Below are 24,426 nucleotides of genomic sequence, written 5' to 3' on the forward strand. Positions count from 1 at the left end.
TTCTCAGGCCGCCGCGACGGCGGGTTCCGCATACGCGACGGCGAGCTCGCCGCCGTCCACCGTGACACTGATGGTGCCACCCGGTGCGATTTCGCCCCGCAGCAGCGCACGACCGATCTTGGTCTCGACCTCGTGGGCGATGTACCGCCGCAGCGGCCGCGCACCGTAGACCGGGTCGAAACCGTGTTCGGCGATGAGCCGGCGTGCTTCCGGCGTGATATCCAGGTGTATCTGGCGCTCCGACAACCTGTTCCGAAGATCGGTGAGCTGCAGCTCGACGATGTGCTCGATCTGGGGCAGCGTGAGCGGGGTGAACAACACGATGTCGTCGACCCGGTTGAGGAACTCGGGACGGAAGTGCCCGCGCAGTTCCGCCAGCACCCGCTCCCGGGCGTCCGGCTTGATCTCGCCGTCGGCTGTGACTCCCTCGAGGAGATGCTGGGATCCGATGTTGGAGGTCATGATGATCACCGTGTTCCGGAAATCGACTTGCCTGCCTTGAGAATCGGTGATCCGGCCGTCATCGAGCACCTGCAGCAGGGTATTGAAGACGTCGGCGTGGGCCTTCTCGATCTCGTCGAAGAGCACCACGGAGTACGGCTTGCGGCGCACCGCCTCGGTGAGCTGGCCACCCTCGTCGTACCCGACGTACCCGGGGGGCGCACCGATGAGCCTGCTCACCGTGTGCCGCTCCTGGTACTCGCTCATGTCCAGGCGCACCATGTTGTCTTCGCTGTCGAAGAGGGCACTGGCCAGCGTCTTTGCGAGCTCGGTCTTTCCCACGCCCGTCGGTCCCAGGAAGATGAACGAACCGATCGGCCGGCGCGGATCACGGATACCGGACCTCGCCCGGATCACCGCGTCTGCGACCAGTTGCACCGCCTCGTCCTGACCGACGACCCTCTCGTGCAGAATCTCGTCGAGCTTCAACAGCTTCTCCCGCTCACCTTCCTGCAGCCGGGCGACCGGGATACCCGTCCATGCGGCCACGATCTCTGCGATCTCGTCTTCGGTGACCACTTCACGCAGCAACGGATTCCGGCCCTGCCTGGTAGCCAGTTGCTCCTCCGCCGCCTCGAGCCTGCGCTCCAGCGCGGTGATCTCGCCGTACCGCAACTCGGCGGCCCGATTGAGGTCGTAGTTGCGTTCCGCCTCCTCGGCCTCGTGGCGCAATCGTTCCAGCTCTCCCCGCAGCTCCTGCACCCGCCGGATCGCCTGCCGCTCCGCCTCCCACTGAGCGTGCCGGGCGTCGGCCTCGGCCCGTAGATCGGCCAGCTCCTTACGTAGCTCTTCGAGGCGCGTCTTGCTGGCCGCGTCCGTTTCCTTGGACAGCGCGGCCTCTTCGATCTCCAGCCGGGTCACCTTCCGGGTGAGCTCGTCGAGTTCGGCGGGCATCGAATCGATTTCGGTGCGTAGCCGGGCGCACGCCTCGTCCACCAGATCGATCGCCTTGTCCGGAAGGAAGCGGTCGGTGATGTACCGGTGCGAGAGGGTCACGGCGGCCACCAGTGCGCCGTCCTGAATCTTCACGCCGTGAAACACCTCGAGGCGTTCTCGAAGTCCGCGCAGAATCGAGATCGCATCCTCGGCGCTGGGCTCGTCGACGAGAACCGTCTGGAAGCGACGCTCCAGTGCCGCATCGGATTCGATGTGCTTGCGATACTCGTCGAGAGTGGTGGCACCGATCATGTGCAGTTCGCCGCGGGCGAGCATCGGCTTGAGCATGTTGCCGGCGTCGAGAGACCCTTCGCCGCCGACTGATCCCGCACCGACCACTGTATGTAACTCGTCGACGAACAACAGGATGTGCCCCTCGGCCGCCTTCACCTCGGACAGCACCGCCTGCAGTCGCTCCTCGAACTCGCCGCGGTACTTCGCACCGGCCACCAGGGAACCCATGTCGAGCGAAAAGATCGTCTTGTCGCGCAGGCCCTCGGGCACGTCGCCGCGGACGATCCGCTGGGCGAGGCCCTCGACGATCGCGGTCTTACCAACGCCGGGGTCGCCGATCAGCACCGGATTGTTCTTCGTCTTCCGGCTCAGGATCTGCGTTACCCTGCGGATCTCGGCATCTCGGCCGATGACCGGATCGAGTTTGCCTGCCCGCCCCTCGGAGACGAGGTCGCGTCCGTACTTCTCCAGCGCCTCGTACGCCCCTTCCGGGGTGGCCGAGGTGACGCGCTGATTGCCGCGCACTTTCGTCAGCGCCGTGAGGAAGGCGTCTCGTGTGACCCCATGACTGGCGAGGACCCGTCCGGCCGCGCTGGCCGACCCCTCCTCGGAGAGGGCCATCACGAGATGCTCCACCGACACGTAGGAATCCTTGAGTCGCTTCGCCTCCCGTTCCGCGGCGTCGAGCAGCTTGGCCAGGCGCTGGGTGATCGTCACCTGACCGGGTGTCGCGCCGGGGCCGCTGACCTTCGGCCTACGCGACAGTTCACGTTCCAGATCGGATCGCAGGGCATCGACGTTCGCGCCGGCCTGCTCGAGCAGTCGGGGTACCAACCCTTCCTGCTGATCGACCAACGCGAGCAACAGGTGCTCTCCGTCGACCTCGGTGTGACCCATTCTGGTCGCGACGTTCTGGGCTTCCTGCAGGGCTTCTCGTGACTTTTCAGTCAGGCTGCCGGTGTCCATGGGGGTGTCCTCCTTCTGCGGGAAGCTGTTTCGAGTTTCTCGATTCGATCCAGCAGATCGAGCACGAGCCCGATTGCCGAGTAGTTCAGGCCCAGGCCGGTCCGCAGCCGTTGGATGCGGGCGGCGTGGACCACTTCGGATGGTTCGAACGACATCTCGCCGCCGGCGTCGCGGTGGGCGTCGAGCAGGCCGAGAGCCACAAGCTTTCGTGCCAGGTCGGGGTGCAGCCCGGTACGTTCGGCGAAGGCATCTGGCGACAAACCGGCACGGCGAACCAATACGTACTGGGTGACCGGGGTCGGGGTGCTCATGTGTCTTTCCTCGGATCGAAGTTCGATTCGGTGGCCAACTGCTCGAACAGCTCGCGTTCGCGTGCTGTCGGTTTCGGCGGCACCATCACCTTGATTTCGGCGTAGAGGTTGCCGTTGGCGCCCCGCGGATTGGGCATTCCTTCTCCGCGCAGGCGAAGCTTCCTTCCCGTCGACGAGCCCGGCACCACTTTGACTTTCGCCTCGCCACCCGGGGTGGGAACGACGACGGTCGACCCGAGGACCGCCTCCCATGGCGATACGGGCAGGTCGACGTAGATGTCCCGGCCCTGGACGCGGAACCGGGGATGCGGCTTGATCCGCACCACGAGGTACAGATCCCCGGGCGGCGCGTCACCGTTGCCCCGGCCGCCTTGCCCGGCCAGCCGGATTCGCTGTCCGTCCAGGACACCGGCCGGAATGTCGACGTCGTACTGCCGGCCGTCCAGTCTGAGAGTGCGTTTGCCGCCCCGATACGCCTCTTCCAGGGGCAGTTCCAGTTCCGCTTCCTGATCGGCGCCGGGGATCGGCCCGTACCCGCCACCGCCGCCGAACATCTGCCCGAAGAGGTCCTCGAAGTCGACGCCGCCCTCGCCACCGACACCGTGACCGAAGTGCACCCTTCTGCCCCCGCCCCCACCGCCGTACCCGCCGCCGCCGAACCCGCCGCCGTACCCACCGGCGCTTGCCCGGACCCGTTCGTCGTAGTCCTCGGGCACACGCCGGAAGTCGTCACCGAATCGGTCGTAGCGTTTCCGGGTGTCCGGGTCGGACAACACCTGGTAGGCCTCGTTGGCCTCCTTGAACTTGTCCTCCGCAGTGGGGTCCTTGTTCACGTCGGGGTGGTACTTGCGGGCCAGCTTGCGGTAGGCCTGCTGGATTTCGTCGGTGCCGGCGCCCCGCGGGACCCCGAGCACTTCGTAGTAGTCACGCGCCATCGGTGCTCACCCCTCGGGGCGGCTGACGACCACCGCGGCGGGACGCAGTTGCCGCCCGTCCTCTCCATAGCCCGGGCGCAAGACCTCGACCACGGTCCCGGAGGGAAGGTCGGGTTGGGCCACCACACTGACCACTTCATGGAGCTCCGGGGAGAACGGCACACCGACCTCGTCGTGGCGCTCGAAGCCGAACCGTGAGAGCACCTGCACCGCCTGATCCCGGATCGCCTTCACACCCTCGACGACGGTCTGAGGATCGCTGCCCGCATGGGCCAGCGCAAGCTCCAAATTGTCCAGTACCGGCAGCCACGCCGCGGAAACCTTCGCCACCTCCGCGGCGCGTTCACGATCCAGATCCTTGGCATACCGCTTGCGCAGGTTGTCCAGATCTGCGAGGGCCCTGCGCCAGCGGTCCTCGAGTTGAGCCAACTCGGCCCCCGTGTCGGTGCGATCCGGCGCCGTCTCGGTCTGATCCCCGTCGGTACCGTCGGTAGCCGGCTCGGTCGTCGAATGATCTGCAGACCTTTCCATCGTGTGCCTCAGCTTCGATCGAATTCGGCGTCGATCACGTCGTCGTCATCCGACGACGCAGCCTCTGCGCCGCCGGCCTGGTGTCCGTCGCCGCCGTCCTGGACTGGCGCGAGCCCGTAGAGCAGCTGCTGGAGCTCCGAGGTCAGGGGCTCTACCTCCGCGGGTGAAGCACCGTCTTTGACGGCCTTCCTGGCGTCGGCGATCAGCATCTCGGCCCGCGCCTTGTCGTGCGGTGGCGCACTGTCACCGAGTTCGGCGAGTCGCCGTTCCACTTGATAGGCAACCGAATCGAGCGCGTTGCGTGCGTCGACCGCCTTGCGCAGCGCCTCGTCCTCACCCCGGTTCCGTTCGGCCTCTGCCAGCATGCGCTCGACGTCACTCTGGTCCAGGTTGCCCTGCTCACTGATCGTGATGCTCTGCTCCTTGCCGGTGTCCTTGTCGCGGGCGGTGACGTTGAGGATGCCGTTGGCGTCGATATCGAAAGTGACTTCGACTTGGGCCTCGCCACGTGGCGCGGGGCGGATGTCTTCCAGCCGGAACCGGCCGAGCACCCGGTTGTCGGCAGCCCGTTCGCGTTCGCCCTGCAGCACCACGACGTCCACGGCGGACTGATTGTCTTCCGCCGTGGAGAACACTTCGCTGCGCCGGGCCGGGATCGTCGTGTTGCGCTCGATGATCTTGGTCATCACCCCGCCCTGCGTCTCGACGCCGAGGGACAGCGGGGTGACATCGAGCAACAGCACATCGGAGACCTCGCCCTTGAGCACGCCCGCCTGGACTGCGGCACCGAGCGCCACGACCTCGTCCGGGTTGACGCCCATGTGGGGGTCCTTACCGCCGGTGAGCCGGCGAACCAGCGCCTGCACCGCCGGAATACGTGTCGAACCACCGACCAGGATCACCTCGTCGATGTCGTTAGCGGTGACCTTGGCGTCACTCATCGCCTGCTTCACGGGGTCGAGGCAGCGTTCCACCAGATCCGCCGTCAGATCCTCGAACTTCGATCGCATGATCGTGGTGGTGAGGTGCTTGGGACCGTTCGCGTCAGCGGTGACGAAGGGCAAGTTGACCTGGGCCTGTGTCACCGAGGACAACTCGACCTTGGCTTTCTCCGCGGCCTCGAAGAGGCGCTGCAATGCCTGCGCATCCTTGCGCAGATCGATATTCTCCGCACGCTGGAATTCGTCGGCGAGGTAGTCCACCAGGCGTCGGTCGAAGTCGTCGCCGCCGAGGTGGGAGTCGCCGGCCGTGGAACGAACCTCGACCACTCCCTCGCCGACATCGAGCAGACTCACATCGAAGGTGCCGCCGCCGAGGTCGAAGACCAGTACGGTTTCGTGGGTCTGCTTGTCCATGCCGTACGCCAGTGCCGCAGCGGTCGGCTCGTTGATGATCCGCAGAACCTCGAGGCCAGCGATCCGGCCGGCGTCTTTGGTGGCGTTGCGCTGCGCGTCGTTGAAGTAGGCCGGAACGGTGATGACCGCTTCCTTGACCTTCTCACCGAGGAACTTGCTCGCGTCGTCGACGAGCTTGCGCAGCACGAGGGCGCTGATCTCCTCCGGCGCGTACTTCTTTCCCCGCACGTCGAATCGGGCCTCACCGTTGTCACCCGGCACGACGTCGAAGCTGACCGCTTTGGCCTCCTCGGAGATCTCGTCGTAATGACGTCCGATGAAGCGTTTCGCCGAGTAGATCGTGCCCTTCGGATTCAAGATCGCCTGCCGTCGGGCAAGCTGACCCACCAGGCGCTCGCCGCTCTCGGTGAACGCCACCACCGACGGCGTCGTCCGCGCTCCCTCGACATTGGAGATCACCACCGGCTCGCCGCCTTGCCAGCTTGCGATGACCGAGTTGGTGGTGCCCAGGTCTATACCCACAGCAGTCGCCATGACTCATTCCTTTCGATCGGTCCGGCCGGTGAGCAAGCGGACGGCTTCGTCCGCGACCTCGACATCGGCGAGGACTTCGTAGTGACGTGGTTGTAATGACTGGATTGAGGTGAAGTCGCGCCGGCCGCCCTGCAGCGCATACATGAGCAGGCCGAGCAGAGCGCCGACAACGGCACCGAATACCAACCCGTAGAAGGCGAGCGCGAGGCCCGTGAGCAGCGGCTGGACCCAATCGAGTAACCCGAAGATCCAGCCGAACAGCGCACCCGTCAGCGCGCCCGCGGCGGCGCCGCGCAGAGCGGCCCAGCCGTAGTTCAATCGGCCGACGATCTGCTCGACCAGCTCGATGTCGCGACCGACGATGGCCAGTTTGTCTACCGTGAAATGCTGGTCGGAGAGGTAGTCGACGGCGCTTTCAGCGTCGGCGTAGTTGTCGAACGTTGCTACAACCTGGTGGGCAGGTCGGTTCGGACGTACCGCGGAGGTCCCGCCACTGGACTCTGACATCGCGCCCCCTAGGCGTCAATGACTCGGAATTCGCCGAGCCCGCGTACCAGTTCGGCGTTCGGTCGATCAGTCAATCGTTTGAGCTCACGGAGGCTCAACCGCCTGAGAGTTCCTCATCCGCCTCTGGGCGTCATCAAGATTCGCCTAATGGGCGTCCACACAACGGGGGGACAGTGGCGCCCACACCCCACCCAGGGCATAGATGTCCGCCGGAACCCGCTCGAGGCGGCCGGTACGCGCACTCCGGGCATCAGCCACTGCTTCGGGAATTCCATGAGTAGAACGCCCGAAATCAAATTTTCGCAGCCGAAGGAGGTGGGTGACTAGGGCCCAGCAAGTCGAAAGCAGGACGCCGATTCCACCCTGACAGTACAGTCGCGGGAGCACTGGGAATGACAGCTTCTTCATCCTCACGTAGAGGATCAGGCCCTCGGTGGTGGGACATAATCCCGTGGTGCAGAATTGAACCAGTGTCAAAACCCACTTTGCGGCTGTTGTATCAGCCCATCCAGTGGAGCCGATACAGTCGGATTTTGCTGTACCGCAACCGAATCGGTCGGAACCCGGGAAGCTGGCCTGAAAGTAAAAGTAGTACAACAGTATACGACTCGTCGCCGCAGCAGTTGAGGCACACGCACTGTAATCGTCGATGTAGATTTTCCATCGGTAAGTGACGTGGGTCGGGAGTCGCCGACCACGGGAGCAGGGAGGGGTATGTTGATCGGGTGGGCCCGCTCGCGGCAGGTGCAAGTAGGAGACCGATTCCTCACGGAGGCGGTCGCTGATGCGCGTACCGTCGACCGCGCTGATGCGCGTACCGTCGACCGTACGTTCCTCGATCTGGGTGCCGCTGGTCGCGATCGTGGTCCTCCTCCTCGCGGGATGCGGCGCCTCGGCTCCCACCACCTCGACGCCCTCAGCGGGGCCTGCCGTAGACCTGCCGGCACTGGTCCGGCAGGTGGAGGCCTCGGTCGTCACCGTGCTCACCGGGTCCGGCGTGGGCAGCGGCATCGTCTACAAGACCGACGGCACCATCGTCACCAACGCCCACGTGGTCGAGGGTGCCCGGCAGGTGAGTGTGGCCTTCGCGGACGGGCAACAAGTGTCCGCGAACGTGCGTGCCGTCGATCGTGTGATCGACGTCGCGGTCCTTCAAGCGGACCGCACGGATCTGACTGCGGCGACGTTCGAGACAGCGCTGCCAGAGGTCGGCGCGCTCGCCGTAGTCGTGGGCAGTCCGCTGGGGTTCGAGGCCACGGTCACCTCGGGCATCATCTCAGGACTGCACCGTCAGATCCCCGGGTCGGCTTCCACCGGGGCGCCGCTGGTCGACCTGATCCAGACCGACGCCGCGATCTCGCCGGGTAACTCCGGGGGTGCCCTGATCGACGGACAAGGGCGGGTCGTGGGGATGAGCCAGGCCTACATTCCCCCGTCGGCGGGTGCGGTCGCTCTGGGTTTCGCCATCCCCGCGGCGAATGTCGTCGATGTCGCGGACCAGCTGCTGGCCTCGGGAACCGCCCAGCATGCGTACGTCGGCATTCAGCCCGGCACGCTGACCCCGCAGATCGCCGAACAATTGGCAGTCGACCGCACCAGCGGTGTCGTCGTCCTCGAGGTCGTCCCGCTCGGTCCGGCTGCGACCGCGGGTATCCGGCCGGGTGATGTCATCACCGCGGTCAACGGCCACGACACCGAGTCGGCGGAGGACTTCATCGCGGCGATCCGTGCCGTCGACCCCGGCGATCGAGTCGAACTGACCGTGCTCCGCGGCGGCGAGACCCAGCAGATTTCGGTTACCGTGACAGACCGCCCCGCCAGCTGAACGACGATTCCAAGAACGACCAACACGGGCGTGGACAGGATCTGTGTTGCGGCCCGGCACGTTGCGTTGGCTAGCCGGTTGTAGTCGTGTCGACGGTGCGTCCTCGGCCGCTCGTGGTGTCTACGGGACAGAGGCGGCGGAGATCCGCGGCGGCGCCGTGATCGACTCGCAGCCACTGCCTGGAGTTTGGGGGCAGACCGGGCGGGTATGCGAAGGCGTGAACGAGCATCTGCAGGGAGGGCAATCCAGTGCGGCCGGTGAGCAGGTCTCGGTGCTGTTCATCGCGGATCCGGGCACGCCTGCGGCTCTCGCGGAACGTATCGCGGAGTACCTGCCGCAACGCTTGCGAAGCCGTGATCGCCCCGAGCGTCGGTGGACGACGTGCGTGCGCCGAAAACCGTACCTCCCCGACGAGCAAGCAGACTTCGCAGATGTGATCGACACAGTCGATCCGTCCTCCGAAGCGGAGGACATCGTCGTGTACCTCACCGATCTGCCGCGACGCGAGGACACCCTGCCCGTGGTGGCCGACGTCAGCGCCGACCACAAATTCGCGCTCATCTCCGTCGCCGGAGTGGGCGGCGTCAACATCGAGCGCCGCGTCCGCACCGTCACCGAACTCGCGATCGCCCGCATCCTCGGGGAGCCGGAACTCATGCCACCCGGTGCGGCGCGACGGTTCCCGTGTGTGCAGATTGAGGACGGTATCCGGTACTTCGCGCCCTCGGGACTGCGGCGACTGCGACTGCTGTCGGGGATGGTGCGGGTCAACCGGCCGTGGCGACTGGTCACCGGACTGTCGAAGGTGCTCGTCGGCGCGTTCGCCACGGGTGCGATCGCCCTGGCCACCGAGACGATCTGGTTGTTCGCCGACACGATGGGCCCATGGCGTATGAGTGCGGCGACGGTCCTGTCGATCGTGGCGATGGTTCTGTGGCTGATCCTCGATCACGAACTGTGGGAGCGGCCGAAGTCGCCGACGGAACGCGATCGTTCGGTGCTGTACAACACCGCGACCGTGGCCACCCTGGTCATCGGCGTCGTCATCCTCCACGTGGCCCTGTTCTGCCTGCTGCTGTTCACCACGTGCCTCGCTCTTCCCCCGGAACTGCTGTCCCCCGTTCTCGGGCGCGCGGTGAACTTCTCCGACTACCTCACGCTCACCTGGCTGCTGGCGTCCATCGCCACCATCGGTGGGGCGCTCGGGTCGGGTCTCGAGGACGACGCCGCCGTCAAGGAGGCGGCGTACGGGTTCCGGCAGCGGCAGCGCATCGAGGAGACCCAGAGTCAGTCGAACGAGGCGTGATGATCGCGGCCTACGAACCCGCGACCCAACTCGCGAACGCTGACGAAGTTTGCGATATACCGTCGACCGATCCATCACCGGAATCGATCGCCTTTTAAACTCAATCGGCGAGGGCGCCCGACGGCCGGCCTTGGCGCGTCCGGTGACCGATCGCCTTACGGGATAGCGACCGGGATGCGGATTCCGGCAAGTTCGTGAGAATCATGCACTTACACGACGTTGAGAACACCGAGCGTTCTTTGACCCAGGTGAGCATGGTGGTCGCGGAGGATGTCCCGAGTTCCGTGGAGTTTGGTGGGGCCCGGTGACGGATCAGGCTGCGCTCGCCTCGTCGTTGTGCACCAAGATTCGACAGGTTGGGCGGACTCGCGTGTCTCGGTTCGGGTCCGCGTGGGTGATGTCGGTTCTGTCGAGCTTGCGGGCGGGCTGTTTCCAGTCGGTGGTTCAGAGCTTGTCGGCGAGCACGTCGAGGTTGCTGATTTCGGGCGGCGCAGCGAAGAGTTCGTCGGCGCGTTCACCGAGGGCCTTGCCGACCGGCCCATTGAGATGTGTTTCACGGGCGGCCTCGTCGGGGAATGCGTCGATGATGCCGAACGTCGAGGGACCGAACCGTACCGCCAACCAAGGCTTCGTGCCGGGCTCCTGCTCGACGAGCGGCAGCGCGGATCGGAGGAATTCCTCGACCGCGTTTTCCTTGCCGGGTTTGGCTTCGAGTCGGACCAGCAGCGCCTTGGTGGCCATGTCGGGTCTCCTGTTCGAGGTGGTGGACATGGTCCAGCATCACACCATCGACCGGTAAAGGGAAGAAGCCCGCGAGCCCACAAATCAAGGAAACCGATCTCACCCCTAGTAATCGTGGAGCCGGAAGAGGAGACTCCATGGTGGACGGAATGCGACGCCTGGAATGCACCCGCTGTTGTCGGCTGTGACGCGAAACATGGTGGCGCGCAAAAGTTTTGGTTTTGCTTTCAGTTCCGTTCGCTGTCGCGTCTGCCCCAGCAGCACGATTCATTCGGTCGCTCACACGTAACCGCCTGTGGCCGCCGGGCCGGGATCCACCGGAAAACGCAGCATCAGGGAGTCGAGATGAAAGCGCTTGTGTACGACGGGCCACGTGAGGTTCATGTGAAGGATGTGCCCGATGCGAGGATTGAGCAGCCGACCGATGTGCTGGTAAAGATCACCAGCACCAACATTTGCGGGTCGGATCTCCACATGTATGAGGGCCGCACCGATCTGGAGCCCGGGATGGTCCTCGGTCACGAAAACTTGGGGATCGTCGCCGAGGTGGGCAATGCGGTGGTCAAGGTCTCACCCGGGGATCGGGTGTGCCTGCCGTTCAACATCGGCTGCGGTTTCTGCCGAAACTGCGAGGAAGGATTGACCGCGTTCTGCCTGACGGTGCACCCGGATCCGAAGATGGCCGGCGCCGCATACGGGTTCGCCGGGATGGGCCCGTTCTGGGGCGGGCAGGCGGAGTATCTGCGGGTGCCGTTCGGCGACTTCAACTGTCTGCGGCTGCCCGAGGATGCCCAGGACAAGGAAACCGACTACGTGATGCTCTCCGACATCTTTCCCACCGGCTGGCACTGCACCCGCCTCGCGGACATGCGGCCCGGCGATTCGATGGTGGTGTACGGGGCCGGGCCGGTCGGGTTGATGGCGGCGTATTCGGCGATGATCCAGGGCGCGAGCAAGGTGATGATCGTCGACCGGCATCCGGACCGGCTCAAGCTCGCCGAGGAGATCGGCGTCATTCCGATCGACGATTCGAAGGGCGACCCGGTCGAGCAGGTCCTGGAACAGACCCGCGGGCAGGGTGCCGACAAGGGTTGTGAGTGCGTCGGGTATCAGGCGCACGACCCGCAGGGTCACGAGGACGCCGCGATGACGATGAACCGGCTCGTCGACTCGGTGCGCTTCACCGGCCACATCGGGGTGGTCGGCATCTTCCTGCCCCAGGACCGAAACGGCCCCGACGAACTCGAACGCCACGGCAAGATCGCCTTCGACATGGGCAAATTCTGGTTCAAGGGGCAGAAGGTCGGAACCGGGCAGGCCAACGTCAAGCACTACAACCGGCAGCTGCGCGACCTGATCCACCAGGGCCGTGCCAAGCCGTCCTGGATCGTCTCCCACGAACTGCCACTGGCCGAGGCCGAGTCCGGCTACCAGCATTTCGATGCCCGCGACGACGGATGGACCAAGGTCGTAATGCATCCGTGAGGCGGCCCGGACCGAGAGGAGCACAACGATGGCAATGACACTGCAGGGCAAGCGGATCGCGATACTTGCTGCCGACGGGGTCGAAAGAGTCGAACTCGAGCGACCCCGCGACGCGGTGCACCAAGCCGGTGGGCACACGGAGCTGCTGTCGCCGAAAACCGGCGAAATCCAGGCACGCAACAACGACCTCGACGCGGCCGGCACGTTCACGGTAGATCGGGCCGTGTCCGATGTTGCGGTCGACGACTACGATGCCCTGCTGCTGCCGGGCGGCACGGTGAACCCGGACAAGCTGCGAATCGAGGAGGCGGCGGTGTCGTTCGTGCGCGACTTCGTCGGCTCGGGAAAGCCGGTCGGGGTAATCTGCCACGGTCCCTGGACCCTCGTCGAAGCCGGTGCGGCCAAAGGCAGAACGCTCACCTCATACCCGAGTCTGCGGACCGACCTGCGCAACGCCGGCGCCGACGTCGTCGACGAAGAGGTCGCGATCGACGGGAACCTGATCTCGAGCCGCTCGCCCGACGACCTCCCCGCGTTCTGTCAGGCCATCGTCGCGCAGTTCGCGAAGCCCCGGACGGGTGCGTCATGACAGTGAACCAGACTTCGGTGTCCCTCGACGATGCGCAGCGGGTGATCGCCGCCGGGCAGGCCAAAGCTGACGAGATCGAGTCGCCGTCGAACATTGCGGTGGTCGATGCCGGCGGCAACCTCGTAGCCCACGTGCGGATGGACGGTGCCTGGATCGCCAGCATCGACATCTCGATCAGCAAGGCGTTCACCGCGCGGGCGCTGGACATCTCGACCGAGGACCTCGCGGCCGACGCGGGTCCGGGCGAGCAGTTCTACGGGATACACGTGTCCAACGGTGGGCGCATCATGATCTTCACTGGCGGTGTGCCGCTGCGGCACAACGGCCAGGTCGTCGGGGCGGTCGGCGTCAGCGGCGGCACCGGGGAGCAGGACAAGACCGTCGTCGAGGCGGCCGTGGCGGCGCTGTGAGCAGTGAACTGCGTCGTCAGGGAACTGCGACAGTGCGACATCGACAGGGCGACGTCGCGGATGTGAGCGCCGAAGCGGTCGGAAAGGAGGCGCACTGCTGGTGCGGATCACCCCCGAGAAGGTGTATCGGAGAACAACATCACTGGTGAATAGCAACGGGCGATGATCATGACCACTGGTCGACGATGACGGTCGACGACGGCAACGCCGCCGGGGGATCCGCCGGCCGCGAGCCCGACACCGACGGATCGCAGGAGTCTGATAGGCGGTCGGTGGGCAACCTGGAGTTGTTCTTCGACCTCACCTTCGTGTACGCGATGTCACAGGTCACACACCTGATGCTCAGTGACATCTCCTGGCAGGGTTTCGGCCGGGGTGTGCTCGCGTTGCTCGCCCTGTGGTGGGCGTGGGTGTGCTACGCCTGGCTGACCAACACATTCGAAACGGCGCGGGTGACGCACAAGACTTTGATCATCGTCGCGATGGCGGCGATGCTCATCGCTGCGATCGCACTGCCGACCGCATTCACCACCGGGGCCCTCGTTTTCGGGCTCGCATTGCTCGCCGTCCGCCTCATCAACGTCGGTATTTTCCTCGCCGCGTCATCCCGAGACGAGGATGGATTGGCGTCGGCGATCCGCCGACTGGCGCCGGGCCTGCTCGTCGGGCCGGCCGTGATCGTTGCCGCTGCTTTTGTGGCCTCCCCCTACCGTGAGTTGCTGTGGGTCGCGGCGGCGGCGGTCGACTTCGGCAGTCCCCTGATAGCGGGAATCAGCGGACTTCGGGTCGTACCTTCGTATTTCATCGAGCGCCACGGTTCGGTCATCATCATCGCGCTGGGCGAGACAATCATCGCGCTAGGGGCGGGGGCAACCGAAAACCTGCGTCGTCCCGCTGTTCTCGGCGCTGTGGTTCTCGGGGTGCTGATCTCGGCCACCCTGTGGTGGACCTACTTCGGCCTCACTGCCGGCGCCGAAGAACGGATGCGGCGAACACCCAGTGTCGATCGGGTACGGTTGGCGCGCGACGCCTACAGCTACCTGCACCTTCCGCTCGTCGCGGGGATCGTCTTCTTCGCCCTCGGGGCACGGGTTTCGGTGGAACACATCGACGAGCCGCTGGCGCCGCTGGCCGCCCTCGCCCTCACCGGTGGGGTGGCACAGTTCTACGCCGCCGAGGTGGCCTACCGATGGCGTGACCATCATCAGCTCACCGTCGATCGGCTCCTCACCGCCGTCGCGGCCCTCCTAGTTTTTCCGGTGGCGACTTCCGTCCCCGCCGTCTTGACGCTGACCGTTCTTACCGCGATCGGAGTCCTGCGACTCGCATGGGAGCTGTGGCGGCGCCCGCAGATAGGCACCGGCATAGCGGGAGCCGTACGGTGAGAACGACTCCGCTGACGTAGTACGGGCATTCCGCGTATCCCGGATGATCTCGAGCTCGCGCCGGCCCACCCTCTCGTCTGGCATTCGACGCGCACGAGGTGCTCGAGGCCGCTGGGAAGAACTGTCCGGACGACGAGCGGATGCTGTGGCAAGGCCTGGACCAGCTCATGGTCGGCATCACCCACGTCCGGCGCGGCAATGTGGAGGGCGCGATCGCCCTGCTTCGCCGGGCATCGGCCGTCCTGCCCACTACGAACTGGCCGCGCCGTACGCCATCGACGTCGCAGGTTTGGTCGATAGCCGCCGCGCTGACGGCCCTGAAATGTCGCCACCCGTCGCTGCTCTCGGCTGGTGGGTCGACGCGGCCGCGGTAGACGAGTATCAGCGATGCGCCGGGGGAACCGTAGACGGAATACAAGAACTCGATCACCACGGGAGCGCCGATCTCGTCGCTGGCCGCACCCGACAAGGTCACGTCACATAGGCCTTCGGCTGGATGCTCGGACCGCGCGAGCAGCCTGCTCCATCTCCTCGGACTCGGTCCTCGCTCACCTCTCTATTGTGTCCGCGGCTCAGTCCGATGTGTGGTAGATCCGCTACTTCGAGTCCGACAGATTTCCTCGGCGATCGGGCCCACCAGGTCCCAGATCGCCTCGCCTCGCCTCGCCTTCGCGGACGAGCCCCGGAAGATCCACCGTCCTAGAGTCGCATCGAGCCGGACTCCAGGTACCGCTGGTGGAACGAGAACGCCTCCCCGAGCAGGTGCGGCGTCTGGCCGGCTCCCACAGTTGCCGTCGCCCGCTCGACGTAGTCGGTGAGCAGCGGCCGGAATTCCGGATGCGCGCAGCGCTCGATGATCACTCGTGCCCGACGACGCGGCGACAACCCCCGCAAGTCGGCAAGGCCCTGCTCGGTGACCAGTACCTGGGTGTCGTGCTCGGTGTGGTCGACGTGCGGGGTCATCGGGACGATCGACGAGATCGCCCCGTTCTTCGCTGTGGACGGGCTGAGGAACATCGACAGGTACCCGTTGCGCGCGAAGTCCCCGGATCCGCCGATGCCGTTCATGATCTTGGTGCCCATCACGTGCGTCGAATTGACGTTCCCGTAGACGTCGGCCTCCAGCATCCCGTTCATCGCGATGATTCCCAATCGGCGGACCACTTCGGGGTGGTTGCTGATTTCTTGCGGACGGAGCCGGATGTGCTGCCGGTAGAAGTCGATGTTGGAGGTCAACTCCTCGATCCCCGCCTCCGAGAGTGCCAGCGCGGTAGCCGACGCGAACCGGACGGTGCCGTGCTTGATCAAGTGCAGCATCCCGTCCTGGATGACCTCGGAATAGCAGGTCAAACCCCGATACGGGCCGCGATCGAGGCCGCCGAGTACGGCATTGGCCACGTTTCCGACGCCAGCCTGCAGTGGCAGCAGGGTGTTCTCCGGGAGCCGGCCACGCCTCACCTCGTGGTCGAAGAAGTCCAGCACGTGGGCAGCGATCGCCTCGCTGACCGCATCGGGAGCGGTCAGCGCGCTCGCACTGTCGGGGGCATTTGTTTCCACCACCGCAACAACCTTGGCCGGGTCTACCCGGTAATGCGGTTGCCCGATGCGGTCCTCGACGTCTGTGAGTTCGATCGGCCGGCGGTGCGGGGGCAGAGCTGTGCCGTAGTAGATGTCGTGGATACCGTCCATCGCGTCCGGGACCCACGAGTTGACCTCGAGAATGACTTTCTCCGCGACGTCGAGCCACGTCTTGTTGTTTCCGACCGACGCGGAGGGGATCAGCTCGCCGGTCTCGGTGATGCCGGAAACCTCGACGACCGCGACGTTTACCACGCCGTAGTAGCCCTCCCACACCTGCTGGGCCACGTGTGAGAGGTGGATGTCGACGTAATCCATCCGCCCCTGGTTGATCTTCTGACGCGCCGTGGATTCCGCCTGGTAGGGCATCCGCAGGGCGATTCCGTCGATCTCAGTGAGCATCCTCTCGGTCTCCGTCGACACGGACGCCCCGGTAAGCAGGTCGATGGTGAAATTCGCGCCGGCCGCGCGGGCGGCGTGAATCCGGTCGGCCAAGGCCGGGATGACCGCCTTGGGTGTCCCGGCACTGGCGAAACCGCTGACAGCAACGGTGTCACCCGGACCGATGGCCTTCACCGCTTCCTCCGCCGACGTCACCTTCTGCTGGAACGCCGAGTGTCGAATCCGGCTCGACTGCACCGGGGATGCGGGATCACTGATCTGGAGGCTCACGGCGGCCAGTGTAGGAGTGGACGACGTGACGCGACCACCCCGAAAGATCGTGATGTTCACCGGATCACATCCGGTGTTCACCACTGTCCCCCGTCCTCGACCGTTCGTCGCGGCGGACCCGCCGCTCGTCGGCTCCGCGAGGTCGCCCGCCGAATCGCGCCCGAATGCGCGTCGAATCGTGATCCTGGTCACTGCCCGGGCGCTTCCGTGAGCGGGCCGGGCGATCATGACGCCGACAGGTCTCGATTCCTGCTGCCGACGGCGGTGGTCCTCGTTACGACCTGGCCGGCGATTGGGCTGGAACATGCCACGACGTACTGGGAACTCCCTCCCTACTCGTTGGACCGCGGCGGCCGTTCAAGAAGTCTTCGATCAGCATCTGATTGACATATTCGGGACAGCGGCCCGGCCCATGGTGCTTCTGAATTGCCCTCCAGAGCTGGCGACCGCCACATATCTCCAAGGTGTTCTCGGAACGTCTTCCCCTGGCCGGTAAGGTATTTGATTCGGACATTTATAAATCCCTGTTTCGTATGACGTTGCGCAGCCTCGGTGATTTTGATTCTCGATCCATGCCGCGGGCAATGGGAACAGGGCGATATGTTGGTGCGTGGGCAATGTTTTTTTGCTGTGGCTCATGAGCTTGTCCACGCTATCCTGCATCGAGCCGAATTTCTCGAGCTGTTTGGACGGCTCCACGGCCTCGATATGACGGCCGGTTGTCGATCGGAGAAACCCTCCGGGAGATGGCCGTTCAAAGGCTTTCAGATCCACTAATACGTCAGGAGCTGATTTGTGGCCTGAACGGCGACTGCGGAACAGATGCACAGGTGGGCCCCATACATCGTTGCACTGGCACACGGACAGCGGGGCGCGCCGTGATCGACTCGCACCCACTGACTGGGGTTTGGGGGCAGACCGAGCGGGTACGCGAAGGCGGTGAAGGCGAACGAGCATTTGCAGGAAGGGCGCTCCGGTGCTGCGGGTGAGCAGGCCTCGGTGCTGTTCATCGCGGATCCGGGCAAACCTGCGGCTGTTGCCGAACGCATTGCGGAGTACCTGCCGGAACGCCTGCGCAGCTCTGACCGGGTCGGGCGTCGGTGGACGACGTGCGTGCGCCGCAAACCGTACCTGCCCGACGAGCAAGCAGACTTCGCTGATGTCATCGACACAGTCGATCCGTCCTCCGAAGAGGAGGACATCGTCGTGTACCTCACCGATCTGCCGCGACGCGAGGACACCCTGCCCGTGGTGGCCGACGTCAGCGCCGACCACAAATTCGCGCTCATCTCCGTCGCCGGAGTGGGCGGCGTCAACATCGAGCGCCGCGTCCGCACCGTCACCGAACTCGCGATCGCCCGCATCCTCGGGGAACCGGAACTCAAGCCCCCCGGCGGGGCGCGACGGTTCCCGTCTGCGCAGATTGAGGACGGCATCCGGTACTTCGCGCCCGCGGGACTGCGGCGACTGCGACTGCTGTCGGGGATGGTGCGAGCGAACCGGCCGTGGCGACTGGTCACGGGACTGTCGAAGGTGCTCGTCGGCGCGTTCGCCACGGGTGCGATCGCGCTGGCCACCAACACGATCTGGTTGTTCGCGGACACGATGGGCCCATGGCGTATGAGTGCGGCGACGGTCCTGTCGATCGTGGCGATGATTCTGTGGCTGATCCTCGATCACGAACTGTGGGAGCGGCCGAAGTCGCCGGAGGAGCGTGATCGTTCGGTGCTGTACAACACCGCGACCGTGGTCACCCTGGTCATCGGCGTCGTGGTGCTGCACGTGGCGCTGTTCTGCCTGCTGCTGTTCACCGCGTGTCTGACTCTTCCCCCGGAACTGTTGTCCCGTGTTCTCGGGCACGGGGTGAACTTCTTTGATTACCTGACGCTCACCTGGTTGCTGGCGTCCATTGCGACCATCGGTGGGGCGCTCGGGTCGGGTCTCGAGGACGACGCCGCCGTCAAGGAGGCGGCGTACGGGGTCCGGCAGCGGGAGCGCTTCGAGGAGACGCGGAGGCGGTCGAACGAGGCGGGATGATCCCAGCCCGCGAAGCGTACAACCCGGCGTCCAGTGAGCCTTGTGGTCAGCGTCCGTCATGGGTGTGCAAGGCGGGAAGGCGTTGTGGCGTCCAGGAACAAAGATGGCACTGGTGACCATGACCGATGAGCGGAATCGACAGCGGTGCCGGCGGCGCGCGACATTGCGATCTGCAGCAGGCTGGCAGCTCCGCCGAAGGACAGGCCCCAAGCGGCACTGAGGTAAGCGCGCGCAGGCGATGGTCGATCGATGCTCCGGTGCCGACGAGGCTCGCCAGCGACGCGACACCGAAGGACAGCACGCACCAACAGCGCCGCTCTCTACCTATCTCGATGCGCGCGCCGTAGCGTATGCCGACGACCTCCTGCACACCGAAAGCCCCAGCGGGTGCCGGCGCACGATCACCCTGTCCGACTTGGACTACCTGCCCGGATACCGTTCCAGCACGGCACCCTCGCTGGGTGAGAACACCGCGTCCGAGTCGGACCGCGGGCCCCCAGGTGAGCGCAACGGGCCCATGGGTGAACACCTCATCGGGCCGTGAGGAAGGGTGCGTGATGTCATTCCCGCCTCTCTCCGGCGCGAACGTGCACCGACGGATTCGGACGTCCACCTCTGCGGCACGCGGGTGTCCGGATCGCTACCGATTCGTACCGAAAACCGTTGACGGAGCGCCACGCGCGTGCAACACTGAACTTGATGGTTCAGTATCCGATTCTCGACGCCACGTTCGCCGCACTGGCAGACCCCACGCGACGTGGGATCCTCCGTCGGCTCGGCGAGGGCGCCTGCTCGATCAGTGACCTGGCCGAACTCTTCGAGATGACGCTCACCGGCATCAAGAAACACGTGCGACTGCTCGAAGAGGCGGGGATGGTCGTGACCGAGAAACGTGGCCGGGTGCGGTACTGCATGTTGGGGACCAATTCCCTCGAGCGTGAGGTGGCCTGGATCCGCGACTACCAGCTGTCGCTCGAAGGGCGCCTGGACCGTCTGGACGAATTCCTCAATCGAACGGAAGGCACGTCATGAGCACCTCGCAGACCCCCACGACCGCGACCGTCTCGACGCCGACGGACCGGGAGATCCACGTCGAACGCATCTTCAACGCTCCCCGCGACCGCGTGTGGGCCGCATTCACGAGACCGGAACTGCTCGCCCAGTGGTGGGGCCGCGGAAACGAACTCGACCTCGAACGCTGGGAATTCGAGCGCGGCGGGCACTGGCGCTTCGTCGAACATTCGGACGGCGAAACCCACGGCTTCGAGGGCAGATTCCGGGAGATCACCCCGGAAGAGCGCCTGGTGTACACGTTCGAGTGGGACGGCATGCCCGGCCACGTCATCGTCGAGAACAACACCTACACCGACCTCGGCGACGGACGCACCAAGCTGTCCGTGGTCAGTCAGTTCCACACTCCCGAAGAGCGCGACGGCATGCTGCAGTCCGGTATGGAAAGTGGCATGAACGAGAGCTACGCGGCGCTGGATGCGGTCCTGGCGCAGACGAGCTGGTGATCACTCGACGAGCACGCAGCGCGCTCCGCTGAAGATGGTGGGCATGCACTTGTTGCAGTGGATGCACAACGACTGGGTGCGGGACTCGGACCGGATGCGGTTCACCAGGTCGGGTTCGCGCAGCAGCGCCCGGGCCATGGCGACGAATTCGAAGCCCTCGGCCATGGCGGTGTCCATTCCCGCCCGGTCGGTGACTCCGCCGAGCAAGACGAGCGGCAAGGTCACCGCCGCACGGATCTGGCGTGCGTGCTCGAGCATGAACAGGTCGCGGTACGGGTAGGCGTGGATCATCGACTTCCCGAGCAGTTGCACGCCGAGGCGGACCGGCTGCGGCATGGCGGCCGCGAACTCCCGCACCGGCGCGTCACCCTTGAACAGGTACATCGGGTTGAGAAGTGAACTGCCCATAGTGAGTTCGAGGGCGTCGACGCTGCCGTCGTGCTCCAGCAGTCCGGCCACCTGGATGGCCTCGTCGAGCCAGAACCCGCCGGGGACGCCGTCGTCCATGTTCAGCTTGGCGAGGATCGCGACCCGGCCGCCGACGGCGTCGCGCACGGTCCGGGCGACGCCCCGCACCACCCGGGCCCGGTTCTCGAGTGATCCGCCGTAGGAATCGGTGCGACGGTTCAGCTTCGGGCTGAGAAACGCACTGGCGAAGTAGTTGTGGCCGAAGTGGATCTCGACGGCGTCGAGTCCGGACTCGACGGCGAGCCGCGCCGCGGTTCCGTGGGCGGCGGTGATCCGGGTGATGTCTGCGGTGGTGGCGCTGCGGATCATCCGCATGCTGAGCGGGTTGAACGACCTAGAGGGTGCGAGCGCCGGCAGTCCGGTGGACTTCTCGTTCGCGACGGGTCCGGCGTGCCCGAGTTGGGCGGATGCGGCCGCACCCTCGGCGTGGATGGCGTCGGTGAGCCTGCGCAGCCCGGGCACGGCGTCCGGGCGCATCCACAACTGCCCGCGTTCGGTGCGACCCTCCGGTGCCACGGCGCAGTAGGCCACCGTCGACATCCCGACCCCACCCGCCGCGGGTCGGCGGTGGAATTCGATCAGTTCGTCGGTGACCAGCGCTTCGGGAGTGCGGCCCTCGAACGTGGCCGACTTGATGACCCGATTGCGTAACGTGATGGGGCCCAGCGTGGCCGGGGTGAAAACGTCTGGATGTGTGGTCATTCCCGGCCCTTCGTCGTGTGCGTTCGACGGTAGGCGGCGGGAGGGTTCGGCGACCGGAACGTGTCCGCTGAGCGGGAGACCACCGCGGCCCCACGGATGACCCCTCGACATCCGTGAGACCGCGGGTGTCGTCTCAGCCGACGGTCTCGGGCGTCTTCTCCGGCGTGGAGTCGGCGGCCGCACCGCGTTGCCTGCGTCCGAGCACCCAGCAGGCCAGTGTGATCGCACACGTGAACGTGAGCGTCGCGAACAGCTGGTTGCGTGCCGCGTCGTCGAACAACGCCAGCACCGCGACCGCGGCCAGCAGCGCGAGGGCGACGTACGACAGATACGGGAAGCCCCACATCTTCAGCGGCAGATCCGTCCGGCCCGACTTCTCGGCGCGCCGCCGCAACACGATCTGCGAGACGGTGACGAACGTCCAGAGCACCAGGATCGTCGAGCCAACCGCGTTGAGCAGCAGCGGCAGAACACGATCCGGGGCGAGGTAGTTGAGGACGACGGTGACGAACCCGAACGTCACCGACGCCAGCACCGCCACGCGGGGAACGCCGTTGCCCGACACCCGGCCGAACACCTTCGCCGCCGCCCCACGCTCGGACAGCGAGTAGATCATCCGGGAGCCACTGAACAGCATGGCGTTCAGCGACGACAGCAATGCGATGACCACGACGACGGTCATGACGGCGCCGGCTCCGGGCACGTGCGCGGCGTTCAGGACCGCGACGAACGGTCCCGTCGCGAGTTCGTCGGCGGTCCACGGCAGCACCGCCACCATGATGAGGACGGAACCGACGTAGAACACCAGGATCCGCCACACGATGGACCGCACCGCCCGGCTCACGTTGCGTCGCGGTTCCGACGTCTCGGCGGCCGCGATGGCCATCACCTCGGTGCCGCCGAACGCGAAGACCACGATCAGCAGGCCGGCCGCGATGCCGGTGACACCGTTGGGGGCGAACCCGCCGTGACCGGTGAGGTTCGACAGGCCGGGCGCGTCGAAGCTGGGAATCCAGCCGAGGATCATCGCGGAACCGACCGCCAGGAACGCGACGATCGCGACGATCTTCAGTGCGGCGAACCAGAATTCGAACTCGCCGAAACGGGAGACGCCCGCCAGGTTCACGGCGGTCAGCACACTCATGTACGCGAGGGCTGCCAGCCATTGCGGCACTGCGGGTATGGAGGCGGCGGTGATCGCCGCCGCCGCGGTCGCTTCCGCGGCCACCACGATGACGACCTGCACCCAGTAGAGCCAGCCGATCGTCCGGCCGGCGACCGGGCCCATCGCGTTCTCGGCGTGGACGGAGAACGCGCCGCTGTCGGGGTCGGCGGCCACCATCTCGCCCATCATCCGCATCACGAGGACGACGAGGAATCCGGCGATGAGGAAGGAGACGAGCACGGCGGGCCCGGCGACGGCGATGCCGGCACCGGAGCCGACGAACAGTCCGGCGCCGATCGCGCCGCCCAGGCTCATCATCACCAGCTGGCGTGGTTTCATCGCCTGCTGCAGGCCAGAGGATTTCGGTGGGTCGTGCACGGTGTTCATGGGGGCTCCCGGCCGTCAGACGAGCTGATCGAGTGCGATCTCGAAGGCGGTACCGGCGATTCCGGTCGGCTGCGACGATCGCGCGAAGCACCGCTCGAGCGCCGTCGCAACGGTGGCGGAGACGTCACCGAAGATCGCCTCGTCCGACACATCGATGTCGCCCTCCATCAGCAGCGCGAACGCCCGGGCCATACCGCAGTTGGCGATGAAGTCGGGGACGACCGCCACACTCTTGTCGGCGTACTCGTAGATGGGGCCGTAGAAGATCTCGTCGTCCGCGAACGGCACGTTGGCGCCGCTCGCCACCACCTCCAGGCCACCGGCGATCAGCCGGTCCACCTGGTCGCGGGTCACGAGACGTGATGCGGCGCAGGGGAGGAAGATCTCGGCGCCGGAACTCCAGATCGTCTCGTTGATCTCCTCGAACGGCACCGTGCCTGCCGCGCGCAGTTCGTTGCCCTCCTTGGCCAGGAACAGGGCGCGGATCTGCTCGAAGTCGTAGCCGTCGGTGTTCGACAGCCCACCGTTGCGGTCGAGGATGCCGACGATCCGGGCCCCGGACTGCGCCAGGTAGTACGCGGCGGTGGCGCCGACGTTGCCCCAGCCCTGCATGATCACGCGCTTGCCGGCCAGTTCGCCGCCGTAGACCCGGTAGTAGTGCCGCACCGATTCGGCGACACCCCAGCCCGTGATCAGGTCGGACACCGTGTACTTCGCGTGCGGATCGGGAGTGAACCGCGCATCCTCGACGACCTTCGCGACACCCAGGCGCAGCTGTCCGACCCGCTGGACCCGCTCACGATCGCTGGCCGCGAAGTGCCCGTTGACGACACCTTCCTGCGGATGCCACAGGCCGTAGCTCTCGGTGATCGGCACGACCTCGGCCATCTCGTCGACGTTCAGGTCGCCGCCGGTGCCGTAGTACGCCTTGAGGAGCGGGGTCACGGCCTTGAACCAGCGTCGCAGCACCTCGTCCTTGCGCGGGTCGGTCGGGTCGAAGTCGATGCCCGACTTCGCGCCGCCGATCGCCGGACCCGAGACGGTGAACTTGACCTCCATGGTCTTCGCGAGCGACTCCACCTCGCGCCGGTCGAGACCGCGACGCATCCGGGTGCCGCCGCCGGCAGCGCCGCCACGCAGCGAGTTGATCACCGTCCATCCGCGTGCGGAGGTCTCCGTGTCGTGCCACTCGAAGACGATCTCGGGGGCCTTCTCTTCGAATCGGGTGAGCAGATTCTTCATGGCTTCTCTCGGTTTCTCGACTGCCGGGGGCTCGGGGCGACCCGGTCGGTGTTCCCGACCGCTGCCCGCGCTGTTACGGCGATCACTGTGTCGGGCACCACTCGTGC

General features: G+C 65.9%; 21 protein-coding genes. 10 read left to right on the forward strand and 11 right to left on the reverse strand.

All coding sequences use genetic code 11. The features are described 5' to 3' along the window. Window positions 1-3: 3 nt before the first annotated feature. Genes clpB through QM693_RS01515 form a run of 6 tightly spaced genes read right to left on the reverse strand, consistent with a single transcriptional unit; the run spans window position 4 to window position 6,810 of the window. Window positions 4-2,637, reverse strand: a complete 2,634-nt coding sequence (gene clpB / locus QM693_RS01490; protein WP_283333063.1) for an ATP-dependent chaperone ClpB — start codon at window positions 2,635-2,637, stop codon at window positions 4-6. Next, window positions 2,619-2,948: a chaperone modulator CbpM gene (locus QM693_RS01495; protein ID WP_283351126.1), complete on the reverse strand. Its 330-nt coding sequence runs from the start codon at window positions 2,946-2,948 to the stop codon at window positions 2,619-2,621. The genes clpB and QM693_RS01495 overlap by 19 nt, the downstream gene beginning before the upstream one ends. Then, complete coding sequence (locus tag QM693_RS01500) at window positions 2,945-3,883, reverse strand: DnaJ C-terminal domain-containing protein (RefSeq protein WP_283333062.1); 939 nt, start codon at window positions 3,881-3,883, stop codon at window positions 2,945-2,947. The genes QM693_RS01495 and QM693_RS01500 overlap by 4 nt, the downstream gene beginning before the upstream one ends. A gap of 6 nt (window positions 3,884-3,889) precedes the next feature. Beyond that, the gene (locus tag QM693_RS01505) at window positions 3,890-4,414 is read right to left on the reverse strand and encodes a nucleotide exchange factor GrpE (RefSeq protein ID WP_005259196.1); all 525 of its coding nucleotides are present in this window, start codon (window positions 4,412-4,414) and stop codon (window positions 3,890-3,892) included. 8 nt (window positions 4,415-4,422) lie between these two features. Continuing rightward, a complete protein-coding gene (gene dnaK / locus QM693_RS01510; RefSeq protein WP_268790282.1) occupies window positions 4,423-6,303 on the reverse strand; it encodes a molecular chaperone DnaK in 1,881 nt (626 codons plus the stop codon). Between the two features lie 3 nt (window positions 6,304-6,306). Then, window positions 6,307-6,810 carry a YflT domain-containing protein gene (locus QM693_RS01515; protein ID WP_283351127.1) on the reverse strand — a complete coding sequence of 168 codons (504 nt, stop codon included), beginning with the start codon at window positions 6,808-6,810 and terminating at the stop codon, window positions 6,307-6,309. 808 nt (window positions 6,811-7,618) lie between these two features. On the opposite strand from QM693_RS01515, the gene QM693_RS01520 reads away from it, so the two are divergent. Both QM693_RS01520 and QM693_RS01525 read left to right on the forward strand, forming a co-directional pair. Beyond that, the gene (locus QM693_RS01520) at window positions 7,619-8,635 is read left to right on the forward strand and encodes a S1C family serine protease (protein ID WP_283351466.1); all 1,017 of its coding nucleotides are present in this window, start codon (window positions 7,619-7,621) and stop codon (window positions 8,633-8,635) included. Between the two features lie 217 nt (window positions 8,636-8,852). Further along, on the forward strand, window positions 8,853-9,941 hold the full coding sequence (locus QM693_RS01525; protein ID WP_283351128.1) for a hypothetical protein: 1,089 nt from the start codon (window positions 8,853-8,855) through the stop codon (window positions 9,939-9,941). A 444-nt stretch (window positions 9,942-10,385) separates the two neighbouring features. Here the strand turns inward: QM693_RS01525 and QM693_RS01530 are convergent, their stop codons facing one another. Beyond that, window positions 10,386-10,682, reverse strand: coding sequence for a putative quinol monooxygenase (locus QM693_RS01530; RefSeq protein WP_054247999.1), 297 nt, complete (start codon window positions 10,680-10,682; stop codon window positions 10,386-10,388). Between the two features lie 345 nt (window positions 10,683-11,027). Here QM693_RS01530 and QM693_RS01535 point away from each other — a divergent pair, with 345 nt between their 5' ends. The 5 genes from QM693_RS01535 (at window position 11,028) to QM693_RS37740 (ending at window position 14,925) form a co-directional block, all read left to right on the forward strand. Continuing rightward, window positions 11,028-12,167, forward strand: a complete 1,140-nt coding sequence (locus QM693_RS01535; protein ID WP_283351129.1) for a glutathione-independent formaldehyde dehydrogenase — start codon at window positions 11,028-11,030, stop codon at window positions 12,165-12,167. Window positions 12,168-12,195: 28 nt separating this feature from the next. Then, on the forward strand, window positions 12,196-12,756 hold the full coding sequence (locus tag QM693_RS01540) for a type 1 glutamine amidotransferase domain-containing protein (protein ID WP_283351130.1): 561 nt from the start codon (window positions 12,196-12,198) through the stop codon (window positions 12,754-12,756). Next, window positions 12,753-13,166, forward strand: a complete 414-nt coding sequence (locus QM693_RS01545) for a GlcG/HbpS family heme-binding protein (RefSeq protein WP_283351131.1) — start codon at window positions 12,753-12,755, stop codon at window positions 13,164-13,166. Before QM693_RS01540 ends, QM693_RS01545 begins: the two co-directional genes overlap by 4 nt. Window positions 13,167-13,351: 185 nt before the next feature. Beyond that, on the forward strand, window positions 13,352-14,551 hold the full coding sequence (locus tag QM693_RS01550; protein ID WP_283351132.1) for a low temperature requirement protein A: 1,200 nt from the start codon (window positions 13,352-13,354) through the stop codon (window positions 14,549-14,551). Between the two features lie 140 nt (window positions 14,552-14,691). Then, entirely contained in the window at window positions 14,692-14,925 is a 234-nt protein-coding gene (locus QM693_RS37740) for a DUF309 domain-containing protein (RefSeq protein ID WP_502942582.1), read from the forward strand. Between the two features lie 325 nt (window positions 14,926-15,250). On the opposite strand, the gene scpC is transcribed toward QM693_RS37740, so the two are convergent. Continuing rightward, the gene (gene scpC, locus QM693_RS01560) at window positions 15,251-16,768 is read right to left on the reverse strand and encodes a succinyl-CoA:acetate CoA-transferase ScpC (protein WP_283334516.1); all 1,518 of its coding nucleotides are present in this window, start codon (window positions 16,766-16,768) and stop codon (window positions 15,251-15,253) included. Between the two features lie 972 nt (window positions 16,769-17,740). Here scpC and QM693_RS01565 point away from each other — a divergent pair. The 3 genes from QM693_RS01565 to QM693_RS01575 all read left to right on the forward strand — a co-directional run bounded on the left by QM693_RS01565 (window position 17,741) and on the right by QM693_RS01575 (window position 20,355). Next, window positions 17,741-18,838, forward strand: coding sequence for a hypothetical protein (locus tag QM693_RS01565; RefSeq protein ID WP_283351133.1), 1,098 nt, complete (start codon window positions 17,741-17,743; stop codon window positions 18,836-18,838). A gap of 699 nt (window positions 18,839-19,537) precedes the next feature. Further along, complete coding sequence (locus QM693_RS01570) at window positions 19,538-19,870, forward strand: ArsR/SmtB family transcription factor (RefSeq protein WP_280779613.1); 333 nt, start codon at window positions 19,538-19,540, stop codon at window positions 19,868-19,870. Then, window positions 19,867-20,355, forward strand: coding sequence for an SRPBCC family protein (locus QM693_RS01575; RefSeq protein WP_061044740.1), 489 nt, complete (start codon window positions 19,867-19,869; stop codon window positions 20,353-20,355). The genes QM693_RS01570 and QM693_RS01575 overlap by 4 nt, the downstream gene beginning before the upstream one ends. On the opposite strand, the gene QM693_RS01580 is transcribed toward QM693_RS01575, so the two are convergent. The 3 genes from QM693_RS01580 to QM693_RS01590 form a co-directional block, all read right to left on the reverse strand. Next, window positions 20,356-21,525: an NADH:flavin oxidoreductase gene (locus QM693_RS01580; protein ID WP_283351134.1), complete on the reverse strand. Its 1,170-nt coding sequence runs from the start codon at window positions 21,523-21,525 to the stop codon at window positions 20,356-20,358. Between the two features lie 133 nt (window positions 21,526-21,658). After that, window positions 21,659-23,077, reverse strand: a complete 1,419-nt coding sequence (locus QM693_RS01585; RefSeq protein WP_283351135.1) for an amino acid permease — start codon at window positions 23,075-23,077, stop codon at window positions 21,659-21,661. A gap of 15 nt (window positions 23,078-23,092) precedes the next feature. Then, complete coding sequence (locus tag QM693_RS01590; RefSeq protein WP_283351136.1) at window positions 23,093-24,319, reverse strand: Glu/Leu/Phe/Val dehydrogenase dimerization domain-containing protein; 1,227 nt, start codon at window positions 24,317-24,319, stop codon at window positions 23,093-23,095. Window positions 24,320-24,426 lie beyond the last annotated feature (107 nt).

This window comes from Rhodococcus sp. IEGM 1305, assembly GCF_030058635.1.
Classification (GTDB): domain Bacteria; phylum Actinomycetota; class Actinomycetes; order Mycobacteriales; family Mycobacteriaceae; genus Rhodococcus_F; species Rhodococcus_F opacus_D.

Bases quoted from the DNA above. Each gene is read 5' to 3' on its own strand.
- QM693_RS01505 (WP_005259196.1), bottom strand. From the start codon at position 4,414: ATGGAAAGGTCTGCAGATCATTCGACGACCGAGCCGGCTACCGACGGT.
- QM693_RS37740 (WP_502942582.1), top strand. From the start codon at position 14,692: ATGCTGTGGCAAGGCCTGGACCAGCTCATGGTCGGCATCACCCACGTC.
- QM693_RS01520 (WP_283351466.1), top strand. From the start codon at position 7,619: ATGCGCGTACCGTCGACCGTACGTTCCTCGATCTGGGTGCCGCTGGTC.
- QM693_RS01545 (WP_283351131.1), top strand. From the start codon at position 12,753: ATGACAGTGAACCAGACTTCGGTGTCCCTCGACGATGCGCAGCGGGTG.
- QM693_RS01540 (WP_283351130.1), top strand. From the start codon at position 12,196: ATGGCAATGACACTGCAGGGCAAGCGGATCGCGATACTTGCTGCCGAC.
- clpB (WP_283333063.1), bottom strand. From the start codon at position 2,637: ATGGACACCGGCAGCCTGACTGAAAAGTCACGAGAAGCCCTGCAGGAA.
- QM693_RS01515 (WP_283351127.1), bottom strand. From the start codon at position 6,810: ATGTCAGAGTCCAGTGGCGGGACCTCCGCGGTACGTCCGAACCGACCT.
- QM693_RS01575 (WP_061044740.1), top strand. From the start codon at position 19,867: ATGAGCACCTCGCAGACCCCCACGACCGCGACCGTCTCGACGCCGACG.
- QM693_RS01580 (WP_283351134.1), bottom strand. From the start codon at position 21,525: ATGACCACACATCCAGACGTTTTCACCCCGGCCACGCTGGGCCCCATC.
- QM693_RS01550 (WP_283351132.1), top strand. From the start codon at position 13,352: ATGACGGTCGACGACGGCAACGCCGCCGGGGGATCCGCCGGCCGCGAG.
- QM693_RS01585 (WP_283351135.1), bottom strand. From the start codon at position 23,077: ATGAACACCGTGCACGACCCACCGAAATCCTCTGGCCTGCAGCAGGCG.
- QM693_RS01535 (WP_283351129.1), top strand. From the start codon at position 11,028: ATGAAAGCGCTTGTGTACGACGGGCCACGTGAGGTTCATGTGAAGGAT.
- QM693_RS01570 (WP_280779613.1), top strand. From the start codon at position 19,538: ATGGTTCAGTATCCGATTCTCGACGCCACGTTCGCCGCACTGGCAGAC.
- dnaK (WP_268790282.1), bottom strand. From the start codon at position 6,303: ATGGCGACTGCTGTGGGTATAGACCTGGGCACCACCAACTCGGTCATC.
- QM693_RS01590 (WP_283351136.1), bottom strand. From the start codon at position 24,319: ATGAAGAATCTGCTCACCCGATTCGAAGAGAAGGCCCCCGAGATCGTC.
- QM693_RS01530 (WP_054247999.1), bottom strand. From the start codon at position 10,682: ATGGCCACCAAGGCGCTGCTGGTCCGACTCGAAGCCAAACCCGGCAAG.
- QM693_RS01495 (WP_283351126.1), bottom strand. From the start codon at position 2,948: ATGAGCACCCCGACCCCGGTCACCCAGTACGTATTGGTTCGCCGTGCC.
- QM693_RS01500 (WP_283333062.1), bottom strand. From the start codon at position 3,883: ATGGCGCGTGACTACTACGAAGTGCTCGGGGTCCCGCGGGGCGCCGGC.